Consider the following 20,664-nt stretch of genomic DNA (forward strand, 5'->3'; position numbering starts at 1 on the left):
TTTATTTTAAAAAACAATTCAGGAAAAGCATCTTGAGGTTTTTTTCTGAGAATATTAATCTTGAAAAATGATTTTAAAAATCCAAAACCATACCCAAAAAATTGCTTCCAAACAGCTACTATGGATAATAAACCTATTATTGGATTTCTGTTTTGAATACTAGATACAATAAAGATTATTACGAAATATAAAAAATATAGTTTTAATCCCCAATCAAATAGAATTATTAAAAGCCCAACAGAGATTATAAATCCAATAACAAATAAAGAAGGTAACCAATAGGTTAATTTACTATATTCTGGATACCAGTGATTTAAAATTGGTCTTGCTTTTCCAAATTTTGATACTTGAAGTGTAAATTTATCCCAGTCAATTCTTCTTTTATGATAAACAAAAGCTGAAGAAAAAAGTCTAGTTTGATAACCTAATTTCCATAATCTAATGGATAAATCTGGATCTTCACCTGGATGAATATTTCCGAAACCTTTAGATTCTTCAAATGCTTTTTTAGAAATTCCCATATTGAAACTTCTTGGTTGAAATTTATCTATTTTCTCAGAACCACCTCTTATTCCTCCTGTTGTTAGAAAAGAAGTCATTGAAAAGTTGATAGCTTTTTGAATATTAGAAAATGATTTTAGAGCTTTATCAGGTCCACCAAAACAATCTACATAATTGGATTTTAATTCTTTATCAACTTCAGAAAGATAGTTATTTGGAATAATACAATCGGAATCAAAGATGATAAAATAATCACCTTTGGCTTTCTGCATTCCAAAATTTCTAGAATCTCCTGGACCAGAATTTGCTTTATAATAATATGAAATAGATAATTTATCTGTGAATTTCTTTATTACTTCTTCACAGGAAATTGAAGAACCGTCTTCTACAATTACAATTTCATAATTGCTTTTGTAAGTAGATAATAGTAAACTTTCTAGCAGTTCGTTTATTTCGTCAGGTCTATTATAGACTGGAATAATAATTGAAAAATACATTCGAAAAAATTTTAACAAAGATACTCTTTCTATAAAACAAAAGTCCCGCCGAAGCAGGACTTTTTATTTATTTAAGAATAAGTTATAATTATTCTTTTACAACTTTAATCGTTTTCACTTGATTTTCAGAAGTTAATCTTACTAAATAAGTTCCAGATGGAAGATTCGACATATCAATTGCTGCTTGAGTAGCGTTGATTGATTTAGCAGAAACTTCTTGACCTAAAATATTCATAATTTGAACAGTATCAATATTTTTTGAATAAGATAAATTCAATACATCTTTAACCGGATTAGGATAGAATGTAAAGTTTGAACTATCAAAACTATTCGTTCCTAATGAAGCATCATAAGCTGAAATTGAGAATGAACCAGGTGCATCATTATTGTATTCATAAACTCTCAATAGTATTGTGCTACCTGGAGTTTGACCAGTTAATGTAAGTAATGTAAATCCTACTGCAGTTTCAGTTGCTCCGTCATCATCACAACCTATTTGATTTAATACTGCACAATCTCCAGTATAAGCAGTAACAACAGTATCTATTCCAGTTCCTCCTGCTATAGGAACACTAGTTTCAATTGTAAGGTTACCACTCGCTGGAACAACTACACTAAACCAAACATCACCACCACTATAACCAAAACAAGTTGCAGGATTAGCTTGCGAAGATGCTGTTGCACCGAAAGTTGTACCATCGACATCATTATCTGTATAAACACCACCTGCAGTTAATGCAATTGGAGCTGAACAATTATCATTTAAAGGAGCTGGAGGAGGTGTACCACACAAAATCGCTCTTGTTCTAGGAGTTGTATTTGCAGCACAAGTATTGTCAACATGTGTATAAAATCTAATTACACCTGTTATACTTGATGTCCAAACTACACTACCTGTTCCAAAAGTGTAAGCAATCGTTCCATTCCCATCACTAATTGTAATAATATCAGTAGCAATTGAACTTGTAAATGTATATTGAACTCCTGTTGTTACATTTACTCTAGAATATTCGCCAGCATAACCAGCTGCAGTTATTGTTTGAGATGTTCCTAAACAAGCTGGTGTAAATGTTGCTCCAGGCCATTGACCATTTGGAGATGATAAACATCCAGCAAATGGACAGTTTTCAGTTACAGTTACAGCTAAACGTGTTAAACTTTCACAACCATCTTCTATTTGAGAAGCATAATAAGTTGTACCTGATACTAATGCAGTTGATGATGGCAAAATAGTACCTAAAGTTGCAGCATTATACCAAACTAAACTTGTACCAGTAATTACTACTGTTAAATCATCTAAAGTACTAGCTCCACAATAAGTTTGAGCAGCATCTCCAGTTGGTGCATCAGTTGAAGTTATATTTAATATTAATTCAGCTATATTATAACAACCGTTTGCGTTTTCAACTCTTACGAAAACAATTTGACCATTCGTACCTGCAAATGCTGTAGGATTTGCTATAGCATTAGAAGCGTTTTCAGCATCAAATAAATCAACATAATGTGTATAAACTACATTAGATTCTGAACTAATACTAGTATTTGCTGAAGTTAAATTGAAAACAGCAGTGCTTGATCCAGTATCACATACTGAAAGTGTAGCTGTATCAACTACAGGAAAAGAAGATACAATAACATTTACTGCCAATCTATTAAAACTTTCACAGTTTATTGTTTGAGAAGCATAATACATTCCAGAAACAAGATTATCTGTTGCTAATAATGGAGTTCCGCCAGTTGCAGAAGCATACCATTGAATAGTTGTTCCATCCGCAAATAAATCACCTACAGTTGCTGCACTACAAAAAATTTGCGTTGCATCACCAGTTGGAGCTGGAGTTGTAGAAGGACAATCGTAAGCAGAAACTAAAAATTGTCCAAAGTTATCATTTGAATAATCCCAAACATTTACAAATAAAACTTCACCTGGAGTTCTTCCTGTTAATGTAATTAATGAGAAATTTCCATTAGTACTATCATCATCATCACACTCTACAAAAGTAAGTGCACCACAAGTTCCTGAATAAACTGCCAAACCAGTATCTGTAATAACACTAGCAGCAGCTGGATTAGTTTCAATAGTTACTGAACCAGAAGCAGGAACAGTCACAGAATACCAAACATCACCTCCTAAGAAATTTGCACAACCAGGTGCAGGAGGATTTGAATTTGTTGCAGCAACATTAGTTCCTGTTACATCATTATCAGCAAAAACATTTCCTACAGTTAAAGCAACTGCCCCAGTACAATTATCGTTTACTGGAGAAGTAACAAAGTAAAATGGACCTGTCCAAAGACTAACTCCGTTGGTAGTACAATCTGCACTTACATAAAAATCGTAAGCTGTTCCTGGTGTTAAACCATTTACAACAAAAGGATTAACTACACTTGAATAGGTTGGAGTTGTTGGAGCTGCTCCACCAGCTGTGGTTACATAAACATTCCATGCTGTTTCAACACAACCAGCTGTCCATCCTAAAACTGCAGAAGTACCAGTTACATTAGTAACTAATAAATTTGAAGGCTGAGGACAAGCAACAGCAGCAGAAATAGTTACATCGTAATCTTCTGTTTCACCATAACCATAATTAAGGCATGGATCAATATTAATACCTGAAGTATTCCAAACATCTCTTACTCTCATTCTGTGAGTTCCAAGTGGTGGATTACAAGCTAAACTGATTGAAAATGTTGCAGATCCGTTACCTGCAATTGAAGCTGTAGTAAATCCAACTCTTTCAGATGTTGCAAAAACACCATCGTCGTTATAATCAATCCAAACGGCAACGTTTTGACCTCCAAAAGTTCCAACAGAAACATTCACGGTGTAAGAAGAACCTGCTTGTAAAGTTCCAGTATAGTTTGGTTGACCTGTAAAGTAAGTATATGCTGGATTTGTTGGTGCAGTACCTGAATTATTTGCCAGTGTAGTACCAGAAATTGAGATATTTGAAATCAAATCTCCATCTGTTTTACCAGTTGTATACGTTGGGATGCAATAGCAATTTGATGGAGTGTTTAATCCAACCATTACAGGTGAACTAGTTGTACTTATTCCTGATGCAGTACATGTTACAACACATTGGTAATACGTTACTGCTGTTTGATTTGCAGTATAAGTAGGATCTGTTGAAGCACCACTTGCATTTGAATAAGCAATTCCATCTGAAGACGTTTGCCATTGGTAAGTTACTCCAGAACCTGATGTACTATTTTGTAATGAAAGTCCAAAACTAACTCCACTACAAGCTAAAGCTGTTGTTGAAATTGTATTTCCTGGAGCAGGAGTTCCAGAGCAAGATGGTGGTGGTGTATAAGCAAATACTAAACCAGCAGGTGGAAAAATAACATTTGATAAAAACATAGTATTATTTGCTGCTGTGCTTGCAGTTGTACCAAACCAATCTACGGCAGTTGTTCTTCCTACAAAATTTGTTGCTACATTATTTGGATTAGCTCTTAAACCAGTTTGAGCAACTGTAGTAGTACCATTATCTGTCATTGTTCCGTAAACAATTTCAACTTTATTGGTTGTTTCGTACAATTTAATTTGAAAATTATAAGAATCTCCAACTGCTAAATATTTGGCATAATTTGTCCATTGAACAACTAAAACCTGATTAGGAGCTGTTCCTGTTAATTCATATCTAATCTCACCTCCATTTTGAGACATTAAATCTCTTGTAAAAGCAGAAATTCTTGCTACTAAAGGGTTTGATACCGCAGTAGTTGTTGAAGAAATTGGCTCGTAAGAAGATGTTGAATTCATATCAACTGACGGAGTCAATAATGATGAACCTAAAGAAATCCATCCGTTTGCATTTACACCAAAACGATTATAAGTATAACCATTGAATGTGAAATTGAAACCGATTGGCAAACCAACTCCTGTAAAATTTGCCGCTCCAAGTGGAACTGCAGGATCTAAAAATCTTTGGTCATCTGAAGTTGCTGACCCAAGTATTGTTCCTCCTGTTATAGCCGTGTAAGTCGAGTTACTTTGTGAAAAAGTATACTGTGATAAACTCTGACTAAAACCTAGTTGGAACAAACAAAAAAATAATGCTACTAAAAAGTAATTTTTCTTCATGTTGTTTTTATAAGTTAAATTTAAAGCTATAAAAATAAACAAAAAAAGCTCACAAATAATTGTGAGCCTTTAAATCTGTATAATTTTAACAATTTTATTTTATACTTGGTACAGAAACTAATTCATTTGCATCTGCATCATAATCAACACCATTAAAACCAAATCCAAATAAATTTAGAAAATCTTGTTTGTATCCTGCTAAATCACCTATTTCTACTAGTGATTCTGTTGTTGCTTTATCCCATAAATTTGAAACTTGCGCTTGAACATCTTCTCTCATTTCCCAATCATCAATTCTTATTCTTCCGTTTTCATCAGTTGGAACTTCTTTACCCGTATATAATCTTTCGCTGTAAAGTCTTTGAATTTGCTCGATACATCCTTCATGAATTCCTTGAGATTTCATAATTTTATACAACAATGAAATATATAGCGGAATTACTGGAATTGCAGAACTAGCTTGAGTAACTAATGCTTTATTCACAGAAACATAGGCCTTTCCGCCTAATTCTTTTAAATCATCAGTAATTGTAAAAGCTGTTGCTTCTAGATGATCTTTAGCTCTACCAATTGTTCCTTTTCTGTAAACTGCTTCAGTAACTGATGGTCCTATATAAGAATAGGCTATGGTAGTTGCTCCTGGAGCTAATAAACCTGCATCTTTCAAGTCATTCATCCACATTGACCAATCTTCACCACCCATAACAACAACCGTATTATCAATGTCCTCTTGATTAGCTGGTTCAATGGATACCTGAGTTACATTACCTGTGTGAAAATCGACAGTTTTATTTGTAAAAGTTGTTCCTATTGGCTTTAATGTTGAACGATGTAAAACACCTGTTTCAGGGTGCATTCTTACTGGTGAAGCCAAACTGTATATAACTAAATCAACTTGACCTAAATCATTTTTAATCAAATCAATTGCTTGTTGTTTTACTTCTTTTGAAAAAGCATCACCATTAATACTCTTTGCATATAAACCTGCTTTGTGCGCTTCATTTTCAAATGCTGCAGAATTATACCAACCTGGAGAAGCCGTTTTTCCTTCTGAAGCTGGTTTTTCAAAGAAAACTCCAATTGTCGCTGCATCACATCCGAAAGCACTAGAAATTCTAGAAGCCAATCCGAATCCGGTTGACGCTCCAATAACTAAAACGCGTTTAGCTCCATCTATCTTACCTTTTGACTTAACGTAATCTATTTGATTTTTAACATTTTGCTCGCAACCCTTTGGATGAGCTGTCAAACAAATAAATCCGCGCATTCTTGGTTCTATAATCATATCTTTAACTTTATTCGTTTATTTAGTTTGTCTTTGAAAAAACAAATATAATTCTATATTTTTAGTTAAGCAATTCCTTTGCATGAATTAAGGCAGAATCTGAAATAACTGAACCTGACAACATTTGAGCAATTTCAATAATTCGCTCATCATCAGACAACAACTTCAATTCAGAGTGTGTTTGATTGTCTTTAATCACTTTAAAAACTTTAAAATGATCTTTTCCTTTACTGGCTATTTGTGGTAAGTGAGTTATGGCAAAAACTTGCATATTACTGCTCATGTTTTTCATTATTTCTGCCATTTTATGAGCAATTTCTCCAGAAACTCCGGTATCAATTTCATCAAATATTATAGTTGGAAGATTTGAAAATTGAGATAAAATTGCTTTAACAGCCAACATAATCCTAGACATTTCTCCACCAGAAGCAACTTTTTTTAACAATCCAAAATCTGATCCTTTATTTGCTGAAAACAAAAATATAATTTCATCTTTTCCATTAATATAAAACTCCTCTTTCAAATCTAGTTGGATATTAAATCTTGCATTAGGCATTCCTAAATTTGATAAAAATGAAGATAATTTATCGGTTAAAACTGGTATTGCTTTTTCTCGATTATCATGAATTTTATTAGCCAAAACATTTAATTGATTTTCAAATTGAATAATTTGATTTTCAATTTCAACGATTTCAGATTCTAATGTCGTCACAGAAACCACTTTATTATCTAAATCATTTTGAATAACTAGTAGTTCATCAACCGTATTTACTTGATGCTTTTTTAATAAAGTGTAAATCAATTGTAACTTCTGATTTGTTAAATCTAAAGCTTCAGGATCAGAAAAAATAGTTTCTGAAAGTTGATTTAGTTCTTTTTCGATATCATCAAGTTCTATTAAAGTACTATTTACTCTTTCAAAAAGTAAATTATATTCAGTTGAAAGTCCGGCTATTTTTTGCAAAAAGGCTTTTACTTCTTTTAAATTTTGAATCACACCAAATTGCTCATCATTAGCTATTGCCAAAGATTTTACTAAAGTTTCTTTGATAAACTCAACATTATTAAGCTTTTCAAAACTTGATTCAAGCTCTTCTAATTCGCCAGATTTTAATTGGGCCGAAAGTAATTCTTCCAAAAGAAAAGTATTGTAATCTTGTTCTTTTAAAACAGAAGAAAGCGATTCTTTTTTAGATTTTAAATCTGATTTCAGTCTTTTATATTCCTTAAGTTGGATTGAATATTGTGAAATAAAATCAAAATTAGATGCAACAGAATCGATTATTTGAAATTGAACTGCATCATCAGACAATTCCTGAGTTTGATGTTGTGAATGAATATCAATTAAATAATTACTTAATTCTTGTAATTCATTTAAATTGACAGGTGTATCATTAATAAAAGCTCTTGATTTTCCGGAAGGTAATATTTCTCTTCTAATGATTGTTTCGTCTTCGTAGTCAAGGTCATTTGAAACAAAAAAAGATTTCAAATTGTAATTTTTAATTTGAAAATGTGCTTCGATAATACATTTCTCTTCTTTATTCTTCAGAGAAGTCAAATCGGCTCGTTTTCCTAAGACTAAGCCTAATGCTCCTAGAAGAATTGATTTTCCTGCACCAGTTTCACCAGTAATAACAGAAAATCCATCTGTGAATTTAACAGATAGTTTTTCAATTAAAGCAAAATTTTCAATAGATAATGATGTAATCATTGGTAAAGATTTAACTCCTAATTAAAACTTTATATTCAACCATTTAGAAGAATTCGTAGGTGAAATTTTAGATAATTTATCAACCAAACCATCAATAGTAACACTTGGACCACCAGAAAAAATGGATACAATTTCATCTGACTTTGCGTCGAAAAATATCCTTGTTAAATAGGCATTTGGTCTAACACTGTGAACCGTTGACAAAGTATTTATTGCTGTAACTATTTCTTCTTTAGATTTTTTTAAATCTTTATGCATGTTATCTAAACCATTAAAATGATATTGAAACAAAGCTTCTCTCAATGGTCTGAAAGTTGTTGACATAACATCATTTACTAGATAAAATCGATTTTGAGTTTTCTCGGTTTGTGACCATCCTTTTCCTCCTGAAGGAGCAGCAATACTTACAATTTCTTGTGCAGACTGAAAATATGGAGTACCACTATCCAAAGCAAAACTTTCTGCATCAAAGCCTAATATCATATAATTATAAAAAGCAATTACAGAAACTAAGTTAGAATCATAACTATTTGGATTGTAGAATAAATTTTGAAATTCTACATATTGAAAACTAAAATCCTTATCGTTTATATTTAATAAAGGACTTGAAAAGTTTGAATTATATATTGGACGTGAAGATTGTACTTGAATACTTGCTTCAAAATTATTATTTTCAAATGAATTGACCGTAATAAAATAGGTACAGTTTATTTTTTCATTTTCTTTAAAAGTTTTTTCTGTCCAAACAGTTTTATTGACAAAATCGTTTAGAGAAGTTTCTAGACTTTTAAAGATTTGAGTATTTACGTTAGTAATTTTATCATAATTAACAATTACTTTACAATTAAGTTCTTGCGATTGAACGTTTGCAAATAGAAACAAAAAAACTAAAATTAAAATACTACGCATGATAATGATTTATTATTTTATTTATTATATCAACAGCTACATCTTCTTTAGATTTCAATTCCATTGGCTCAATGCTAAAATCTTTGTCAATGAAAGTAACTTTGTTAGTTGGCTTTCCAAAACCAGCTCCTTCATCTTGAAGCGAATTTAAAACAATCAAATCTAAGTTTTTTTTCTGAATTTTCAACTTAGCATTTTCAATTTCATTTTCAGTTTCTAAAGCGAAACCAATTAAAAATTGATTTTTCTTTATTTCTCCCAAAGAAGCTAAAATATCTTTAGTTTTTTCTAATTCAATTGTAAAACTAGCTTCACTCTTTTTAATCTTTTGTTCCGCAACTTTCTTTGGTCTATAATCAGCAACCGCAGCTGCTGCAATAGCGACATCAACATCATTATAAAACTCATGACAAGCTTCATACATTTGTTGAGCTGAAACTACTCTAATCAAATTGATTTGGCTATTCTTCACTTTAAAATGAGTAGGACCAGAAATCAAAATAACTTCTGCTCCAAGATTTGCAGCTTCATTTGCAATATCAAAACCCATTTTTCCAGACGAATGATTTCCTATAAAACGTACAGGATCTATTGCTTCGTATGTTGGACCGGCAGTAATTAATATTTTTTTTCCTTTTAAAGGTAATTTGCTTGATAAATCGGCTTCTAAGAAAGCAACAATATTTTCAGGTTCTGCCATTCTACCTTCACCAGAAAGTCCGCTTGCTAGTTCGCCTGATTCAGCTGGTATTATAGTATTTCCAAATTGTTGTAATGTTCTAAAAGAACTTACTGTTGAAGGATGTTTGTACATATCCAAATCCATTGCAGGAGCAAAATAAACTGGACATTTTGCTGACAAATAGGTTGCAATTAATAAATTATCACAATTTCCATTTACCATTTTAGATAGTGTATTGGCTGTTGCTGGCGCAATAACCATTAAATCTGCCCATAAACCTAATTCAACATGATTGTTCCATTGAGCATTCTCATCTTCTTCATTGTAAAATGTAGAATGAACTGGATTTTTAGACAATGTGGATAATGTTAATGGAGTTACAAAATCCTTAGAAGCAGGTGTCATTATCACTTGGACATGTGCACCTGCTTTTATAAATAGACGAACTAATGTTGCTGTTTTGTATGCGGCAATTCCACCAGAAACACCTAGTATTATTTTTTTACCGCTTAAAACTGACATTGTCTTATATTATTTGTTTGTATCTTTATGATAAATCTTTCCATCCAACCATTCTTGAACTGCAAGAGCATGTGGTTTTGGAAGTTTTTCATAAAATTTAGAAACTTCAATTTGTTCTTTGTTTTCAAAGACTTCTTCTAAGCTATCATTGTAAGTTGCAAACTCATCTAACTTTTCAATCAATTCTTTTTTGATTTCTGTGTTAATTTGGTTTGCTCTTTTAGCCATAATAGTTATTGCTTCATAAACATTCCCGGTAGGTTCTTCAATAACATTTTTGTTGTAAGTTATTGTGTTTACTGGTGCATTGGTCTTTTTTAAATCCATGACTTTTTTATTTAGAAAATTGTTTTAAATCGTTATCAATCTTAGCCAACATTTCATCGGCTTGTGCTTTATATTTTGTGCTTGCGTTAAATTTAATCAAGCTATTATATGCAGATTTCGCCACATTTAATCGTTCTTCCATTTTCTGTTCTACACTATTTATCGCCAACTTATAAGCAGAATCTAATTTGTAAAACAAAGCATCTTCTTTAAATGGAGTTCCTGGATAATCGCTTATAAAATTATCTAAAGCTATTTGAGCTGCTTTAAAATCTGATATTGTATTGTATTGTTTGGCGTTTTCAAAAGCTTTTTTCTCTAACTTATTTCTTAAATCAATCGCTACTTTATTTGCCTCAGGCAAGTAGGTTGAATTAGGATATTCGTCAATAAAACTTTGTAATTTATCTATCGCTTTATCAGTATCTACCTGATCTAAACTATAAACAGGAGATAATTTTGAATAACATAATGCTCCTAAATATTTAGCTTCTTCTTGTTTTTCACTTTTTGGATAACTTGAAGCAAAACTTTCAAATTGATATCCAGCTAGGTAATACTGTTTTGTTTTGTAATACGATTGTGAAAACATGTAAAACATTTTCTCTGCTTGAGGCTTCCCTTTGTATCCTGTAGCAATTTGCTCGAACAAACGGATTGCTTTGCTATATTTACCATTGTCGTACATTTTTGCAGCAACATCATACTTAGCAGCAACATCTTCATTCTTCAATGCTTTTTGATATTCGCTACAAGACGAAAAAAGAACAACCAATGCGATAAGAGAAACTATTTTCTTCATTTTTATTTTTATGGATACAGTTTTTTAGAGGATTTTACTTCTCAAAAAACGAACTGCAAAATTAGTTAATAATTAGATACTATGAAAGATTTTTTTTAATTGTATTTTTTTTATAAAAAACTAAAGACTTTTTACAAATTTATTCAATCGATCTGCTAAATCTTGATTGACATTTACTAATGGTAAACGCACTGTGTTCTCTGACAAACCTAGTGTTTTAAAGACTTCTTTAATTCCAGCTGGATTTCCTTGTTCGAAAATCATATCTATTGCTTCTGCTAAAAGATAATGCAATTTATAGGCTTCATCAACTTTTCTTTCTAATCCTAAACGCACCATGTCAGAAAATTGTCTTGGAAATCCTTCACCAATAACTGAAATAACTCCACTTCCACCTGCTAAAACCATTGGTAAAGTAACCATATCATCTCCAGAAATAACTAAAAATCCTTCTGGCTTTCCTTGAATCAATTTCATTGCTTGAACGATATCACCAGCTGCTTCTTTTATTGCAACAACATTTTTAAAATCATTAGCCAACCTTAAAACAGTTGAAGGCAACATATTGCTTGCAGTCCTTCCTGGAACATTGTATAAAATGACAGGAATTGGAGAAGCTTCTGCAACAGCTTTAAAATGTTGATAAATTCCTTCTTGAGTTGGTTTATTATAGTAAGGAGACACAGAAAGAACAGCAACAAAATTTGAAAAATCTCTTGTTTTAAGTTCTTCAACCACTTTATAAGTATTGTTACCTCCTACTCCTAAAACTAATGGCAATCTACCATTGTTAGCATTAATAACCGTAGTAATAACCAATTCTTTTTCTTCTTGACTTAACGTAGCGTTTTCAGCAGTAGTTCCTAGTACAACAAGGTAATCAATTCCGTTATCAATTTGAAAATTTACTATTCTTGTTAGTGCCTCAGTATCTACAGAAAAGTCTTTTTTGAATGGTGTTACAAGTGCAACTCCAGTACCAATTAGTGATTGCATATTATAGTTTGTTTAGTATTTTTAAATATTTAAATAATTCGTCTATAAAAACGGTATAATTCTCAGCATTTGTGTCAATCATAAAATGATTTAATCTTTTATCAATTGAGGTAAATCCCACTTTAAAATTTGATTTTGAAAGATTGGTTACCAATAATAATGGTGCTTTTTCTGTATCGTAATAGCTAATAAGTAAATCAAAATCATCGTTTATAAAATCATTTACCTCTTTACTATCAAATGTGGCATTCCAATTAATATTTTTATAAGTAAAAACATTGTAGTCGAAAGTTTCATTCTTTTTTACCTTGTTTTTAAATACCAAAAACTTAATGTTTTCAGAATAAATTCCATTTTTCACAAGCTGTTCTATCAATTTTTCCTTTTCATAAAAATAACTCTCATCGAAAATTATCCCAACTTTTTTAATAGAACTATCTGAATTTATATGCTTTACATTTGATAACCGTTTCTTAACTATTTTTTTTGTCCAAAAATCCTTTATTTTACTTAAAAACATAGTACTTTTACTTGGTTACAAATTTAATTAAATTTAGTCGTATTTGAGATGGTAAATCTAAAAAACTATAACGTTGTTTTGAAACATTTTGTTTTATTATTAACATTTATTTCTTTGATCGCTTGTTCGAGTCAAAAGTATCAAGTTACAAAAATTGAAGGTAAGAAAATAGGTATTACAGAAACACAACAAAGTAAGACTGAAATTGAGAACTATATTAAACCCTATAGAGAACATATTGATAAAGATTTAAGTGAAGTTTTAGCTTACAATCCTGAAACATTAGACAAATCTAAAGGTGAATGGCAAACTAATATTGGTTGTTTTTTGGCAGATATTACCATAGAAAAAAGTAATCCTATTTTTCAAAAACGCGAAAATAAAACAATAGATATTTGTCTATTAAATCATGGAGGAATTAGAACCTTAATTCCAAAAGGCAATGTTACCGCAAGAAATGCTTATGAAGTAATGCCATTTGAAAACAGCGCAATCATTGTTGCTCTTAAAGGTGAACAAATTATTGAATTAGCCAATCACATTATTGCTGAAAAAAAACCACATCCATTGTCTGGATTAAATTTTACAGTTTCTAAAGATTTAAAAGCAACAAATTTATTAGTTCAAGGAAAACCATTAGAAAATGATAAAATATATTATGTAGTAACGTCTGATTATTTATCAAATGGTGGTGATAATATGGCTTTCTTTAAAAAAGGAATTGAAAAATTTGATATTGATTACAAACTTAGAAACATTATGATTGATTATTTCAAAGATGTTGACACTTTAAGAATCAATAACGATGTTAGAATTATAAAAGAATAATACTGAACTAAATTAAGCCAAAAGAAATGAAAAGAAGAGATTTTATTCAAAAAACAGTAGCAAGTTCAGCTTTATTAAGTTTGACAGGACTTTCATTAAGCAGTTTTAAAAGTAACGATTTAAAACACATTACAATTTTACACACAAATGATGTTCACAGTTATATCGATCCATTTCCTGCAGATCATCCAAGAAACCCAAATATGGGCGGTGTTGCCAGAAGAGCTTCACTTATCGAAACTATTCGCAAAGAAAACCCAAATGTATTATTACTAGATGCAGGAGATATTTTTCAAGGAACTCCTTACTTTAATTATTATGGAGGTGAATTAGAGTTCAAATTAATGAGCATGATGGGTTATGATGTTGCAACATTAGGAAACCACGACTTTGATAATGGAATTGACGGTTTTTATGCTCAATTACATAATGCTAAATTTGATTTTGTATCTGCTAATTATGATTTCAAAAACACTATCCTTGATGGTCATGTAAAGCCTTATAAAATCAAAACGATTGATGGTATAAAAATTGGAATTTTCGGACTTGGTGTTGAACTTGAAGGATTGGTAGACAAAAAGAACTACAAAGAAACTGTATATAATAATCCGATAGAAGTGGCTACAGATATGGCTAGAATTCTAAAACAAGAGGAGAAATGCGATTTAGTAATTTGCCTTTCTCATATAGGATTTAAATACAAAGAAGATCCTAATAAAGTTTGCGATATTTTATTAGCCAAACAAACTAAAGATATTGACTTAATCATTGGTGGACACACTCACACTTTTTTAGACAAACCAATAATTGAAAAGAATAGCGAAGGAAAGCAGGTATTGATTAATCAAGTTGGTTGCTATGGCTTGAATTTAGGTAGAATAGATTTCTATTTATCTAATGATAAAGAACTTCAATCTCAAGGTAAATCAATAGTTGTCTGATTTTTTTCAGAAATAACTACAAATTGATAAAACATATAAAAAGCAAGGATATTTAAGGTCATTGCTAATGGTCGAAGTATGTAAGAATGTGAATCGACCATATAATACTTTTCAATATAAATTACCAATTGTAAACCTAAAAACAACAATACACTTATTAATAAATAAGAGTTTTGTTTACTGTCATTCATGACATAAGAAGATATTGCAACACCACCTAAAACTGCTGCAATAAGATTATGGAAAAAGATTAAATAATAAGAATTTTCAGGAACATCTGAGGCAGCAAAAAGATAGAAAAATATAAATCCTAGTGGTAAAGTAGCCAAGAAAAAAGGAATATAATCTTTAATTTTTATAATTCTAAAAATTAATATCAGTAAAAACATTCTATGAATTGTATAGGTAATAACTCCATAAAAAAGAGAGTCTGCTGTATTAGGAATAAATAGAAGATTGGTTAGCAAAGAAAAAAACATTATCACATAAAATAATTTGCAATTGCTCTTTGAAGTATAAAAATACAAAACCATTAATAGTATAGGTATTAATGGTTTTGTAATGAAAATTATTGGTTCGTAAGAAAAAGTTTCTGCTATAACTTCAATAATAGCATTGAAGAAATAAAAGAATGAAATAATTTTAATTATATTATTTTTAACACTTAAACTCATTTAGTAAAATTAAGAAAATAATTATTAAAAATACAACAAAAAGAATTTTTATTTTTGATTAATTACAAAAAAGTTTTCTTTTTCTGATAATATCATAAAATTTAATAGAGAAAAATGTCCTAAAATAAAAAATACCATTGACATTGGTTTCAAAAATGGCAAATCTAAATAATAGAATTTAACTCCTAAAATCAAAATATTAAAAGTATAAAAAATTGCACTGACCAAAAGCAGTTTGCTTGTCTTGTCATTTTTCATAATATAATTTCCTAGTGCAATTCCTCCCATAAATGACATGCTTATACTATGAAAAATTGTAATAATGAAAACTTGAAAACTTATTTCATCAAAAATTAAAAAATTCAAATAAATAAACATAAAAATAAATGGAATTGTTCCAATAACAAACGGAAACAATGTGGGCAATTTTACTTCTTTATAAACTTTTAAAAGAATAAATAGCCTACTAATTATAAACAACACAGAAGCAACAGTTACATAGTTAATAGCTTCTGATAAGAATAACACATTTGAAATCCAATTCAAAAAAAGTGCAAAAATATATACACTGGATACTTTGCATGATCTAATTAGATATAAACTTAAAAGTAAAGGCAATAAAATTGGTTTGGAAATAGCAATCCATAATTTATTTTCCAAAAATTCGGACACAATTTCAATTATTGCTAAAAGAAAAAATAACAATAATAATTTTTTATATACGTAAGACTTATTAATTGTGAGAGTTATCATTGATTATATAAGATAATTTTTCTCTATTAATAATAGAATTTACAAAAAATAAATAGGAAAAAATTTGACATGAAAAATGAATTGAATCGAAAATTAACAACTTAGCCTGAAAATTGTACAGTATATAAAAAACATCCGATATTAAAACACAAAAAGCACACAAAAGTAAATACAAATTGGAAGTAGTTACTTTATTAATGATTTTATATGAAGCCAAAAATGAAATTAAAAATAACGCTATTCCATAGATTGCTATTTTCACTTGTAAACCTTCAGAAAATTTAAAAATATCAACTACAGTATGCCATAAATATCCTAAAAAAAGACTCACAATTAACATTGATATTAAGTTGAAAACTGTTGGTCTAAATTTTTCAATCCTTTTTAACATTATAAAAATTAATAAAATATTACATATGAAAAAAGGGATAATTAAATATTGAATCTCATCTTTAAAATCAAAAATCCCAATAGAATCTCCTATAAAATTAAAAAAAAGATATGTACAGGATAAAAAATCTACTTTCTTTACATTTCCAATATAGTAAAAAAACAAAACAGGAATTAGCATCGATTTTGAAAACAATTTCAAACCATAAAGCTCAAAAAAGTTAGCAAAAATTGCAACAACACATAAAATTAAATATCCAATTAAGGCAATTCTATCAATTTTCATTTATCATTTGTATAAAATCGTCTTCCGATATAATGGAAATTCCGAGTTGATTTGCTTTTTCTAATTTGGCAGGTCCCATATTATCTCCTGCAACCACAAAATCAGTTTTAGCAGAAATTGAACTTCCTACTTTTCCTCCATTATCCTCAATAGCTTTCTTTAAGTCATCTCGAGAAAATTTTTCAAAGACTCCTGAGACTACAAAGGTTTTTCCAGAAAGTTTTACTGTTGCATTGGGATTAAATTTTTCAATTATTTCGAATTGAACTCCAAAAGATTTGAGTCGTTCAATAATAGTTCTGTTTTCTTGATTTTCAAAAAACTCAATAACACTTTGAGCAATTCTTTCTCCTATTTCATCAACTAAAATTAAATCCATTACAGAAGCTTGACTTAAAGAATCTATAGTTTTATAGTGTTTCGCTAATTTCTTAGCAACAGTTTCTCCAACATATCTTATTCCTAAAGCAAACAAAACTCTTTCAAAAGGAATCTCTTTTGACTTTTCAATTCCATTTACAAGATTTTCAGCACTTTTTTGCGCCATTCTTTCTAATGGAATTACATCTTCTACTTTCAATTCATACAAATCGGAATAATCTTTTACTAATCCATTATTGAATAACAAAGCTACAGTTTCGCCACCTAGACCTTCAATATCCATAGCTTTTCTAGAAATGTAGTGCTGAATTCTTCCGATAATTTGTGGTGGACAACCATAGAAATTTGGACAATAATGTTGTGCTTCGCCTTCTTTTCTAATCAATTCTGATTGACATTCTGGACAATGAGTAATATATTTCGTTGGTGAAACTTCAGTTCCTCTTTTAGAAACACCAATAATTTTTGGAATGATTTCTCCTCCTTTTTCAACAAAAACTTCATCGCCAACTCTAATGTCTAATTTTTCAATTTGATCAGCATTGTGCAAAGAAGCTCTTTTTACAATAGTTCCTGCCAATTGCACAGGTTCTAAATTAGCAACTGGCGTTATCGCTCCTGTTCGCCCAACTTGATAGGATATTGAGTTTAAAGTTGTGGTAACTTGTTCCGATTTAAACTTGTAAGCAATTGCCCAACGAGGAGATTTGGCTGTGTATCCTAATTCATTTTGATGGTTAAAATCGTTGACTTTAATTACAACACCATCTGTTTCGTAAGGTAAATCGTGACGATGTACATCCCAATAATTAATAAATTCGAAAACTTCGTCAAGGTTATTGGCCAATTTTGATTGCGTTGGAACTTTGAAACCCCAATTTCTAGCGGTTTTCAATCCTTTAAATTGCGTATCAAAAGGTAAATTATTTCCTGTTATAAAATACAACAAGCAATCTAATGGACGTTTAGCAACTTCGGCACTGTCTTGTAATTTTAAACTTCCAGAAGCTGTATTTCTTGGATTTGAATAAGGTGTTTCCCCAATTTCAATCAATTCCTGGTTCATTTTTTCAAAACCTTCAAACGGAAGAATAATTTCACCGCGAATATCAAATTTGGGTGGAAAATTTCCTTTTAATTGTAATGGAATAGATTTTATAGTTTTGATATTATTAGTTACATCATCTCCTTGAAAACCATCACCACGAGTAACTGCTTTAGATAGTTTTCCATTTTCATAAGTTATAGAAATCGAAGCACCATCATATTTTAGCTCACAAGTATATTGCAAATTTACATTACCCAAAACCTTTTGAATCTTGATTTCCCAATCTTGTAAATCTTCCTTAGAATACGAATTATCGAGCGAATACATTCGGTTTTCGTGAACAACCGTTTGAAAATTCTTAGTAATTGTTCCACCAACACGTTGAGAAGGAGAATTTTCGTCAAAATATTCGGGATGTTGAGCTTCTAAATCTTGTAACTCTTTTAATTTTTGATCAAATTCAAAATCAGAAATTGTTGCATGATCAAGCACATAGTAATTGTGATTGTGCAAGTTAAGTTCTTCACGTAAGCCTTGAATTTTTTTAAGAATGTCCATAAAATCAAAAAATATATTTCTTCACTAAAGTAGGTAAATATTTCTAAATTCAGGAAATTATGATTGAATTATAGTATTAATTTGAACATATAATTGTCCGTCACTCAAAATAGCACCTTGAGTAATTAAGTCAAATATTGATTCTTTTCTTTCGGCATCATAATTCTTTTTTCCAACATGGATTTCTACAAAATCAGTAAAGAGGTTTTCACTAAGCCATTGCAATCCATCTTTGGTGAGAAAATCAACATCTGGAACTAACGATTTTATTACCATAGAATCGATATAGTCTTCTTGACAATGAAAAAGGAAAATATGGTTTTTAGAGAAATGTTCCAAAAATTGAGAATTAGATAATACTCCTTCCCAAATTAAATCTGAGAAAACGTCTAACTCTTGTTCGGCAACTTCCGGTTTATTGGCTTTAATTTCGTCCCATTCTTTTTTATCAATAGATTGAGAGGCAAGAAAATTTGCAAATTCTTGATGCAAAGCTTCAAATTGTTCTTTGGTTAATCTTTTGTATTTCATAATTATTTGCCACAAAGGCGCTAAGACACTAAGTTTTTATTTATTATTTAGCCATTAAACATAAAACACCAAAGATTAATTGAAAGAGTAACACTTTAGAACCATTGTGCCTTTGCGTCTTTGTGGCTAAATAAAAAAATCCCGACTTTCATCGGGATTTAGATTGTTTGTAGCTAGTTATTAAACTTCTGCTACGATTTCGTATGGTAATTCTACAACTACATCTCTGTGTAATCTTACAGAAGCAGTGTATTTTCCAGTTCTTTTTACAGTTCCACTAGTGATAAATTTTCTATCAACTGGTTGACCAGCAGCTTCTAATGCAGCAGCGATATCAATATTGGTTACAGAACCAAATAATTTTTCACCACCTGCTTTTGAAGTAATTTTAATTTCTAAAGCTTTTAATGCATCTGCAATTTTGGTAGCATCTGCAATAACTTTAGCTTCTTTATGCGCTTTTTGCTTTAAGTTTTCAGCTAATACTTTCTTTGCAGAAGGTGTAGCTAAAGTAGCAAATCCTTGTGGAATTAAGTAATTACGACCGTATCCAGCTTTTACTGTAACGATATCATCTTTAAATCCTACGTTTTGAACGTCTTGTTTTAATATAAGTTCCATGTTGTTGTCCTTATTATAGAAGTTAGGTTTCCTTTATTGGAAAACCAACAACTGTTGATTTTAAATTATTTTAATAAATCTGCTACATATGGCATTAAAGCTAAGTGACGAGCTCTTTTTACAGCTACTGACACTTTTCTTTGATACTTCAATGAAGTTCCTGTTAAACGTCTTGGTAAAATTTTACCTTGCTCGTTAACGAATTTTAATAAGAAATCGGCATCTTTATAATCGATGTATTTGATTCCAGATTTTTTGAAACGACAATACTTTTTAGTTTTGTTAGTTTCTATGTTCAAAGGCGTTAAATATCTGATATCTCCGTCTTTTTTTCCTGAAGCTGATTGTTGTAATGTTGCCATGATTAAGCTTTTGCTACTTTAAGTTTTTCTCTTCTTCTTTCTGCCCATGAAATTGCATGTTTGTCTAAACTTACAGTTAAGAAACGCATAACACGTTCGTCACGTCTAAATTCAGTTTCAAAAGCAATTAATACTTCTGGAGCTACTTGGAATTCAAATAAATGGTAAAAACCACTTTTTTTGTTTTGGATTTCGTAAGCTAATTTTTTTAAGCCCCAATCCTCTTTTGATACCATCTTTGCTCCTCTACTTGTAAGAAAATCTTCAAATTTGCTTACTGTTTCCTTTATCTGAACATCAGATAAAACGGGATTTAAGATGAAAACAGTTTCGTAATGATTCATAATAAATATGTTTTAATTATATAAAATTGGGTGCAAAGGTAAAAATAAAAATTAGTTACACAACGGAAAAACATAAAATATCGCCTAAATGCAAAAAAATAC

Annotated in this window: 17 protein-coding genes and 1 pseudogene; 2 read left to right on the forward strand and 16 right to left on the reverse strand. The window is 30.4% G+C overall.

Features of this window, described 5'->3' with window-relative positions; genetic code table 11:
* Positions 1-2: 2 nt before the first annotated feature.
* The 10 genes and pseudogenes from ABD766_RS00655 to ABD766_RS00700 all read right to left on the reverse strand — a co-directional run.
* Positions 3-998 (reverse strand): annotated as a pseudogene (locus ABD766_RS00655) (glycosyltransferase family 2 protein); the annotation flags it as partial.
* Between the two features lie 88 nt (positions 999-1,086).
* Positions 1,087-5,088 (reverse strand): GEVED domain-containing protein, encoded by a 4,002-nt coding sequence (locus ABD766_RS00660; RefSeq protein ID WP_344814908.1) that lies wholly within the window; start codon positions 5,086-5,088, stop codon positions 1,087-1,089.
* 94 nt (positions 5,089-5,182) lie between these two features.
* The gene (fabV, locus tag ABD766_RS00665) at positions 5,183-6,373 is read right to left on the reverse strand and encodes an enoyl-ACP reductase FabV (protein ID WP_344814909.1); all 1,191 of its coding nucleotides are present in this window, start codon (positions 6,371-6,373) and stop codon (positions 5,183-5,185) included.
* 61 nt (positions 6,374-6,434) lie between these two features.
* A complete protein-coding gene (gene recN / locus ABD766_RS00670; RefSeq protein ID WP_344814910.1) occupies positions 6,435-8,087 on the reverse strand; it encodes a DNA repair protein RecN in 1,653 nt (550 codons plus the stop codon).
* A gap of 21 nt (positions 8,088-8,108) precedes the next feature.
* On the reverse strand, positions 8,109-8,996 hold the full coding sequence (porD, locus tag ABD766_RS00675) for a type IX secretion system protein PorD (protein WP_298306175.1): 888 nt from the start codon (positions 8,994-8,996) through the stop codon (positions 8,109-8,111).
* A complete protein-coding gene (gene coaBC / locus ABD766_RS00680; protein ID WP_344814911.1) occupies positions 8,989-10,200 on the reverse strand; it encodes a bifunctional phosphopantothenoylcysteine decarboxylase/phosphopantothenate--cysteine ligase CoaBC in 1,212 nt (403 codons plus the stop codon). The genes porD and coaBC overlap by 8 nt, the downstream gene beginning before the upstream one ends.
* Positions 10,201-10,209: 9 nt before the next feature.
* Positions 10,210-10,527 carry a DNA-directed RNA polymerase subunit omega gene (locus ABD766_RS00685; protein WP_298306181.1) on the reverse strand — a complete coding sequence of 106 codons (318 nt, stop codon included), beginning with the start codon at positions 10,525-10,527 and terminating at the stop codon, positions 10,210-10,212.
* A 7-nt stretch (positions 10,528-10,534) separates the two neighbouring features.
* Positions 10,535-11,329, reverse strand: a complete 795-nt coding sequence (locus tag ABD766_RS00690) for an outer membrane protein assembly factor BamD (protein ID WP_344814912.1) — start codon at positions 11,327-11,329, stop codon at positions 10,535-10,537.
* A gap of 120 nt (positions 11,330-11,449) precedes the next feature.
* Positions 11,450-12,325 carry a 4-hydroxy-tetrahydrodipicolinate synthase gene (dapA, locus tag ABD766_RS00695; protein ID WP_298306187.1) on the reverse strand — a complete coding sequence of 292 codons (876 nt, stop codon included), beginning with the start codon at positions 12,323-12,325 and terminating at the stop codon, positions 11,450-11,452.
* Position 12,326: 1 nt separating this feature from the next.
* Positions 12,327-12,845, reverse strand: coding sequence for a DUF6913 domain-containing protein (locus tag ABD766_RS00700; RefSeq protein ID WP_425556538.1), 519 nt, complete (start codon positions 12,843-12,845; stop codon positions 12,327-12,329).
* Between the two features lie 78 nt (positions 12,846-12,923).
* On the opposite strand from ABD766_RS00700, the gene ABD766_RS00705 reads away from it, so the two are divergent.
* Positions 12,924-13,673 carry a 5'-nucleotidase C-terminal domain-containing protein gene (locus ABD766_RS00705; protein WP_344814914.1) on the forward strand — a complete coding sequence of 250 codons (750 nt, stop codon included), beginning with the start codon at positions 12,924-12,926 and terminating at the stop codon, positions 13,671-13,673.
* Positions 13,674-13,699: 26 nt separating this feature from the next.
* Positions 13,700-14,614, forward strand: a complete 915-nt coding sequence (locus ABD766_RS00710; protein WP_344814915.1) for a bifunctional metallophosphatase/5'-nucleotidase — start codon at positions 13,700-13,702, stop codon at positions 14,612-14,614.
* Here the strand turns inward: ABD766_RS00710 and ABD766_RS00715 are convergent.
* The 6 genes from ABD766_RS00715 to rpsF all read right to left on the reverse strand — a co-directional run bounded on the left by ABD766_RS00715 (position 14,590) and on the right by rpsF (position 20,562).
* The gene (locus ABD766_RS00715; protein WP_344814916.1) at positions 14,590-15,288 is read right to left on the reverse strand and encodes a hypothetical protein; all 699 of its coding nucleotides are present in this window, start codon (positions 15,286-15,288) and stop codon (positions 14,590-14,592) included. The genes ABD766_RS00710 and ABD766_RS00715 overlap by 25 nt on opposite strands.
* A gap of 1,418 nt (positions 15,289-16,706) precedes the next feature.
* Positions 16,707-18,704: an NAD-dependent DNA ligase LigA gene (ligA, locus tag ABD766_RS00720; RefSeq protein WP_344814917.1), complete on the reverse strand. Its 1,998-nt coding sequence runs from the start codon at positions 18,702-18,704 to the stop codon at positions 16,707-16,709.
* Positions 18,705-18,761: 57 nt separating this feature from the next.
* Positions 18,762-19,235 (reverse strand): DUF6495 family protein, encoded by a 474-nt coding sequence (locus tag ABD766_RS00725; RefSeq protein ID WP_344814918.1) that lies wholly within the window; start codon positions 19,233-19,235, stop codon positions 18,762-18,764.
* Positions 19,236-19,415: 180 nt separating this feature from the next.
* Positions 19,416-19,856 carry a 50S ribosomal protein L9 gene (rplI, locus tag ABD766_RS00730; RefSeq protein ID WP_344814919.1) on the reverse strand — a complete coding sequence of 147 codons (441 nt, stop codon included), beginning with the start codon at positions 19,854-19,856 and terminating at the stop codon, positions 19,416-19,418.
* A 65-nt stretch (positions 19,857-19,921) separates the two neighbouring features.
* Positions 19,922-20,218, reverse strand: coding sequence for a 30S ribosomal protein S18 (gene rpsR, locus ABD766_RS00735; protein ID WP_007138295.1), 297 nt, complete (start codon positions 20,216-20,218; stop codon positions 19,922-19,924).
* Between the two features lie 2 nt (positions 20,219-20,220).
* Positions 20,221-20,562, reverse strand: coding sequence for a 30S ribosomal protein S6 (gene rpsF, locus ABD766_RS00740; RefSeq protein WP_344814920.1), 342 nt, complete (start codon positions 20,560-20,562; stop codon positions 20,221-20,223).
* Positions 20,563-20,664 lie beyond the last annotated feature (102 nt).

The organism is Flavobacterium cheonanense (assembly GCF_039539185.1).
GTDB classification, from domain to species: domain Bacteria; phylum Bacteroidota; class Bacteroidia; order Flavobacteriales; family Flavobacteriaceae; genus Flavobacterium; species Flavobacterium cheonanense.

Excerpts from the sequence above, each read along its gene's own strand:
- coaBC (WP_344814911.1), bottom strand. The coding sequence starts at position 10,200 with ATGTCAGTTTTAAGCGGTAAAAAAATAATACTAGGTGTTTCTGGTGGA.
- rplI (WP_344814919.1), bottom strand. The coding sequence starts at position 19,856 with ATGGAACTTATATTAAAACAAGACGTTCAAAACGTAGGATTTAAAGAT.
- ligA (WP_344814917.1), bottom strand. The coding sequence starts at position 18,704 with ATGGACATTCTTAAAAAAATTCAAGGCTTACGTGAAGAACTTAACTTG.
- ABD766_RS00715 (WP_344814916.1), bottom strand. The coding sequence starts at position 15,288 with ATGAGTTTAAGTGTTAAAAATAATATAATTAAAATTATTTCATTCTTT.
- ABD766_RS00660 (WP_344814908.1), bottom strand. The coding sequence starts at position 5,088 with ATGAAGAAAAATTACTTTTTAGTAGCATTATTTTTTTGTTTGTTCCAA.
- ABD766_RS00725 (WP_344814918.1), bottom strand. The coding sequence starts at position 19,235 with ATGAAATACAAAAGATTAACCAAAGAACAATTTGAAGCTTTGCATCAA.
- ABD766_RS00710 (WP_344814915.1), top strand. The coding sequence starts at position 13,700 with ATGAAAAGAAGAGATTTTATTCAAAAAACAGTAGCAAGTTCAGCTTTA.
- ABD766_RS00685 (WP_298306181.1), bottom strand. The coding sequence starts at position 10,527 with ATGGATTTAAAAAAGACCAATGCACCAGTAAACACAATAACTTACAAC.
- fabV (WP_344814909.1), bottom strand. The coding sequence starts at position 6,373 with ATGATTATAGAACCAAGAATGCGCGGATTTATTTGTTTGACAGCTCAT.
- rpsF (WP_344814920.1), bottom strand. The coding sequence starts at position 20,562 with ATGAATCATTACGAAACTGTTTTCATCTTAAATCCCGTTTTATCTGAT.
- porD (WP_298306175.1), bottom strand. The coding sequence starts at position 8,996 with ATGCGTAGTATTTTAATTTTAGTTTTTTTGTTTCTATTTGCAAACGTT.
- recN (WP_344814910.1), bottom strand. The coding sequence starts at position 8,087 with ATGATTACATCATTATCTATTGAAAATTTTGCTTTAATTGAAAAACTA.
- dapA (WP_298306187.1), bottom strand. The coding sequence starts at position 12,325 with ATGCAATCACTAATTGGTACTGGAGTTGCACTTGTAACACCATTCAAA.
- ABD766_RS00700 (WP_425556538.1), bottom strand. The coding sequence starts at position 12,845 with ATGTTTTTAAGTAAAATAAAGGATTTTTGGACAAAAAAAATAGTTAAG.
- rpsR (WP_007138295.1), bottom strand. The coding sequence starts at position 20,218 with ATGGCAACATTACAACAATCAGCTTCAGGAAAAAAAGACGGAGATATC.
- ABD766_RS00690 (WP_344814912.1), bottom strand. The coding sequence starts at position 11,329 with ATGAAGAAAATAGTTTCTCTTATCGCATTGGTTGTTCTTTTTTCGTCT.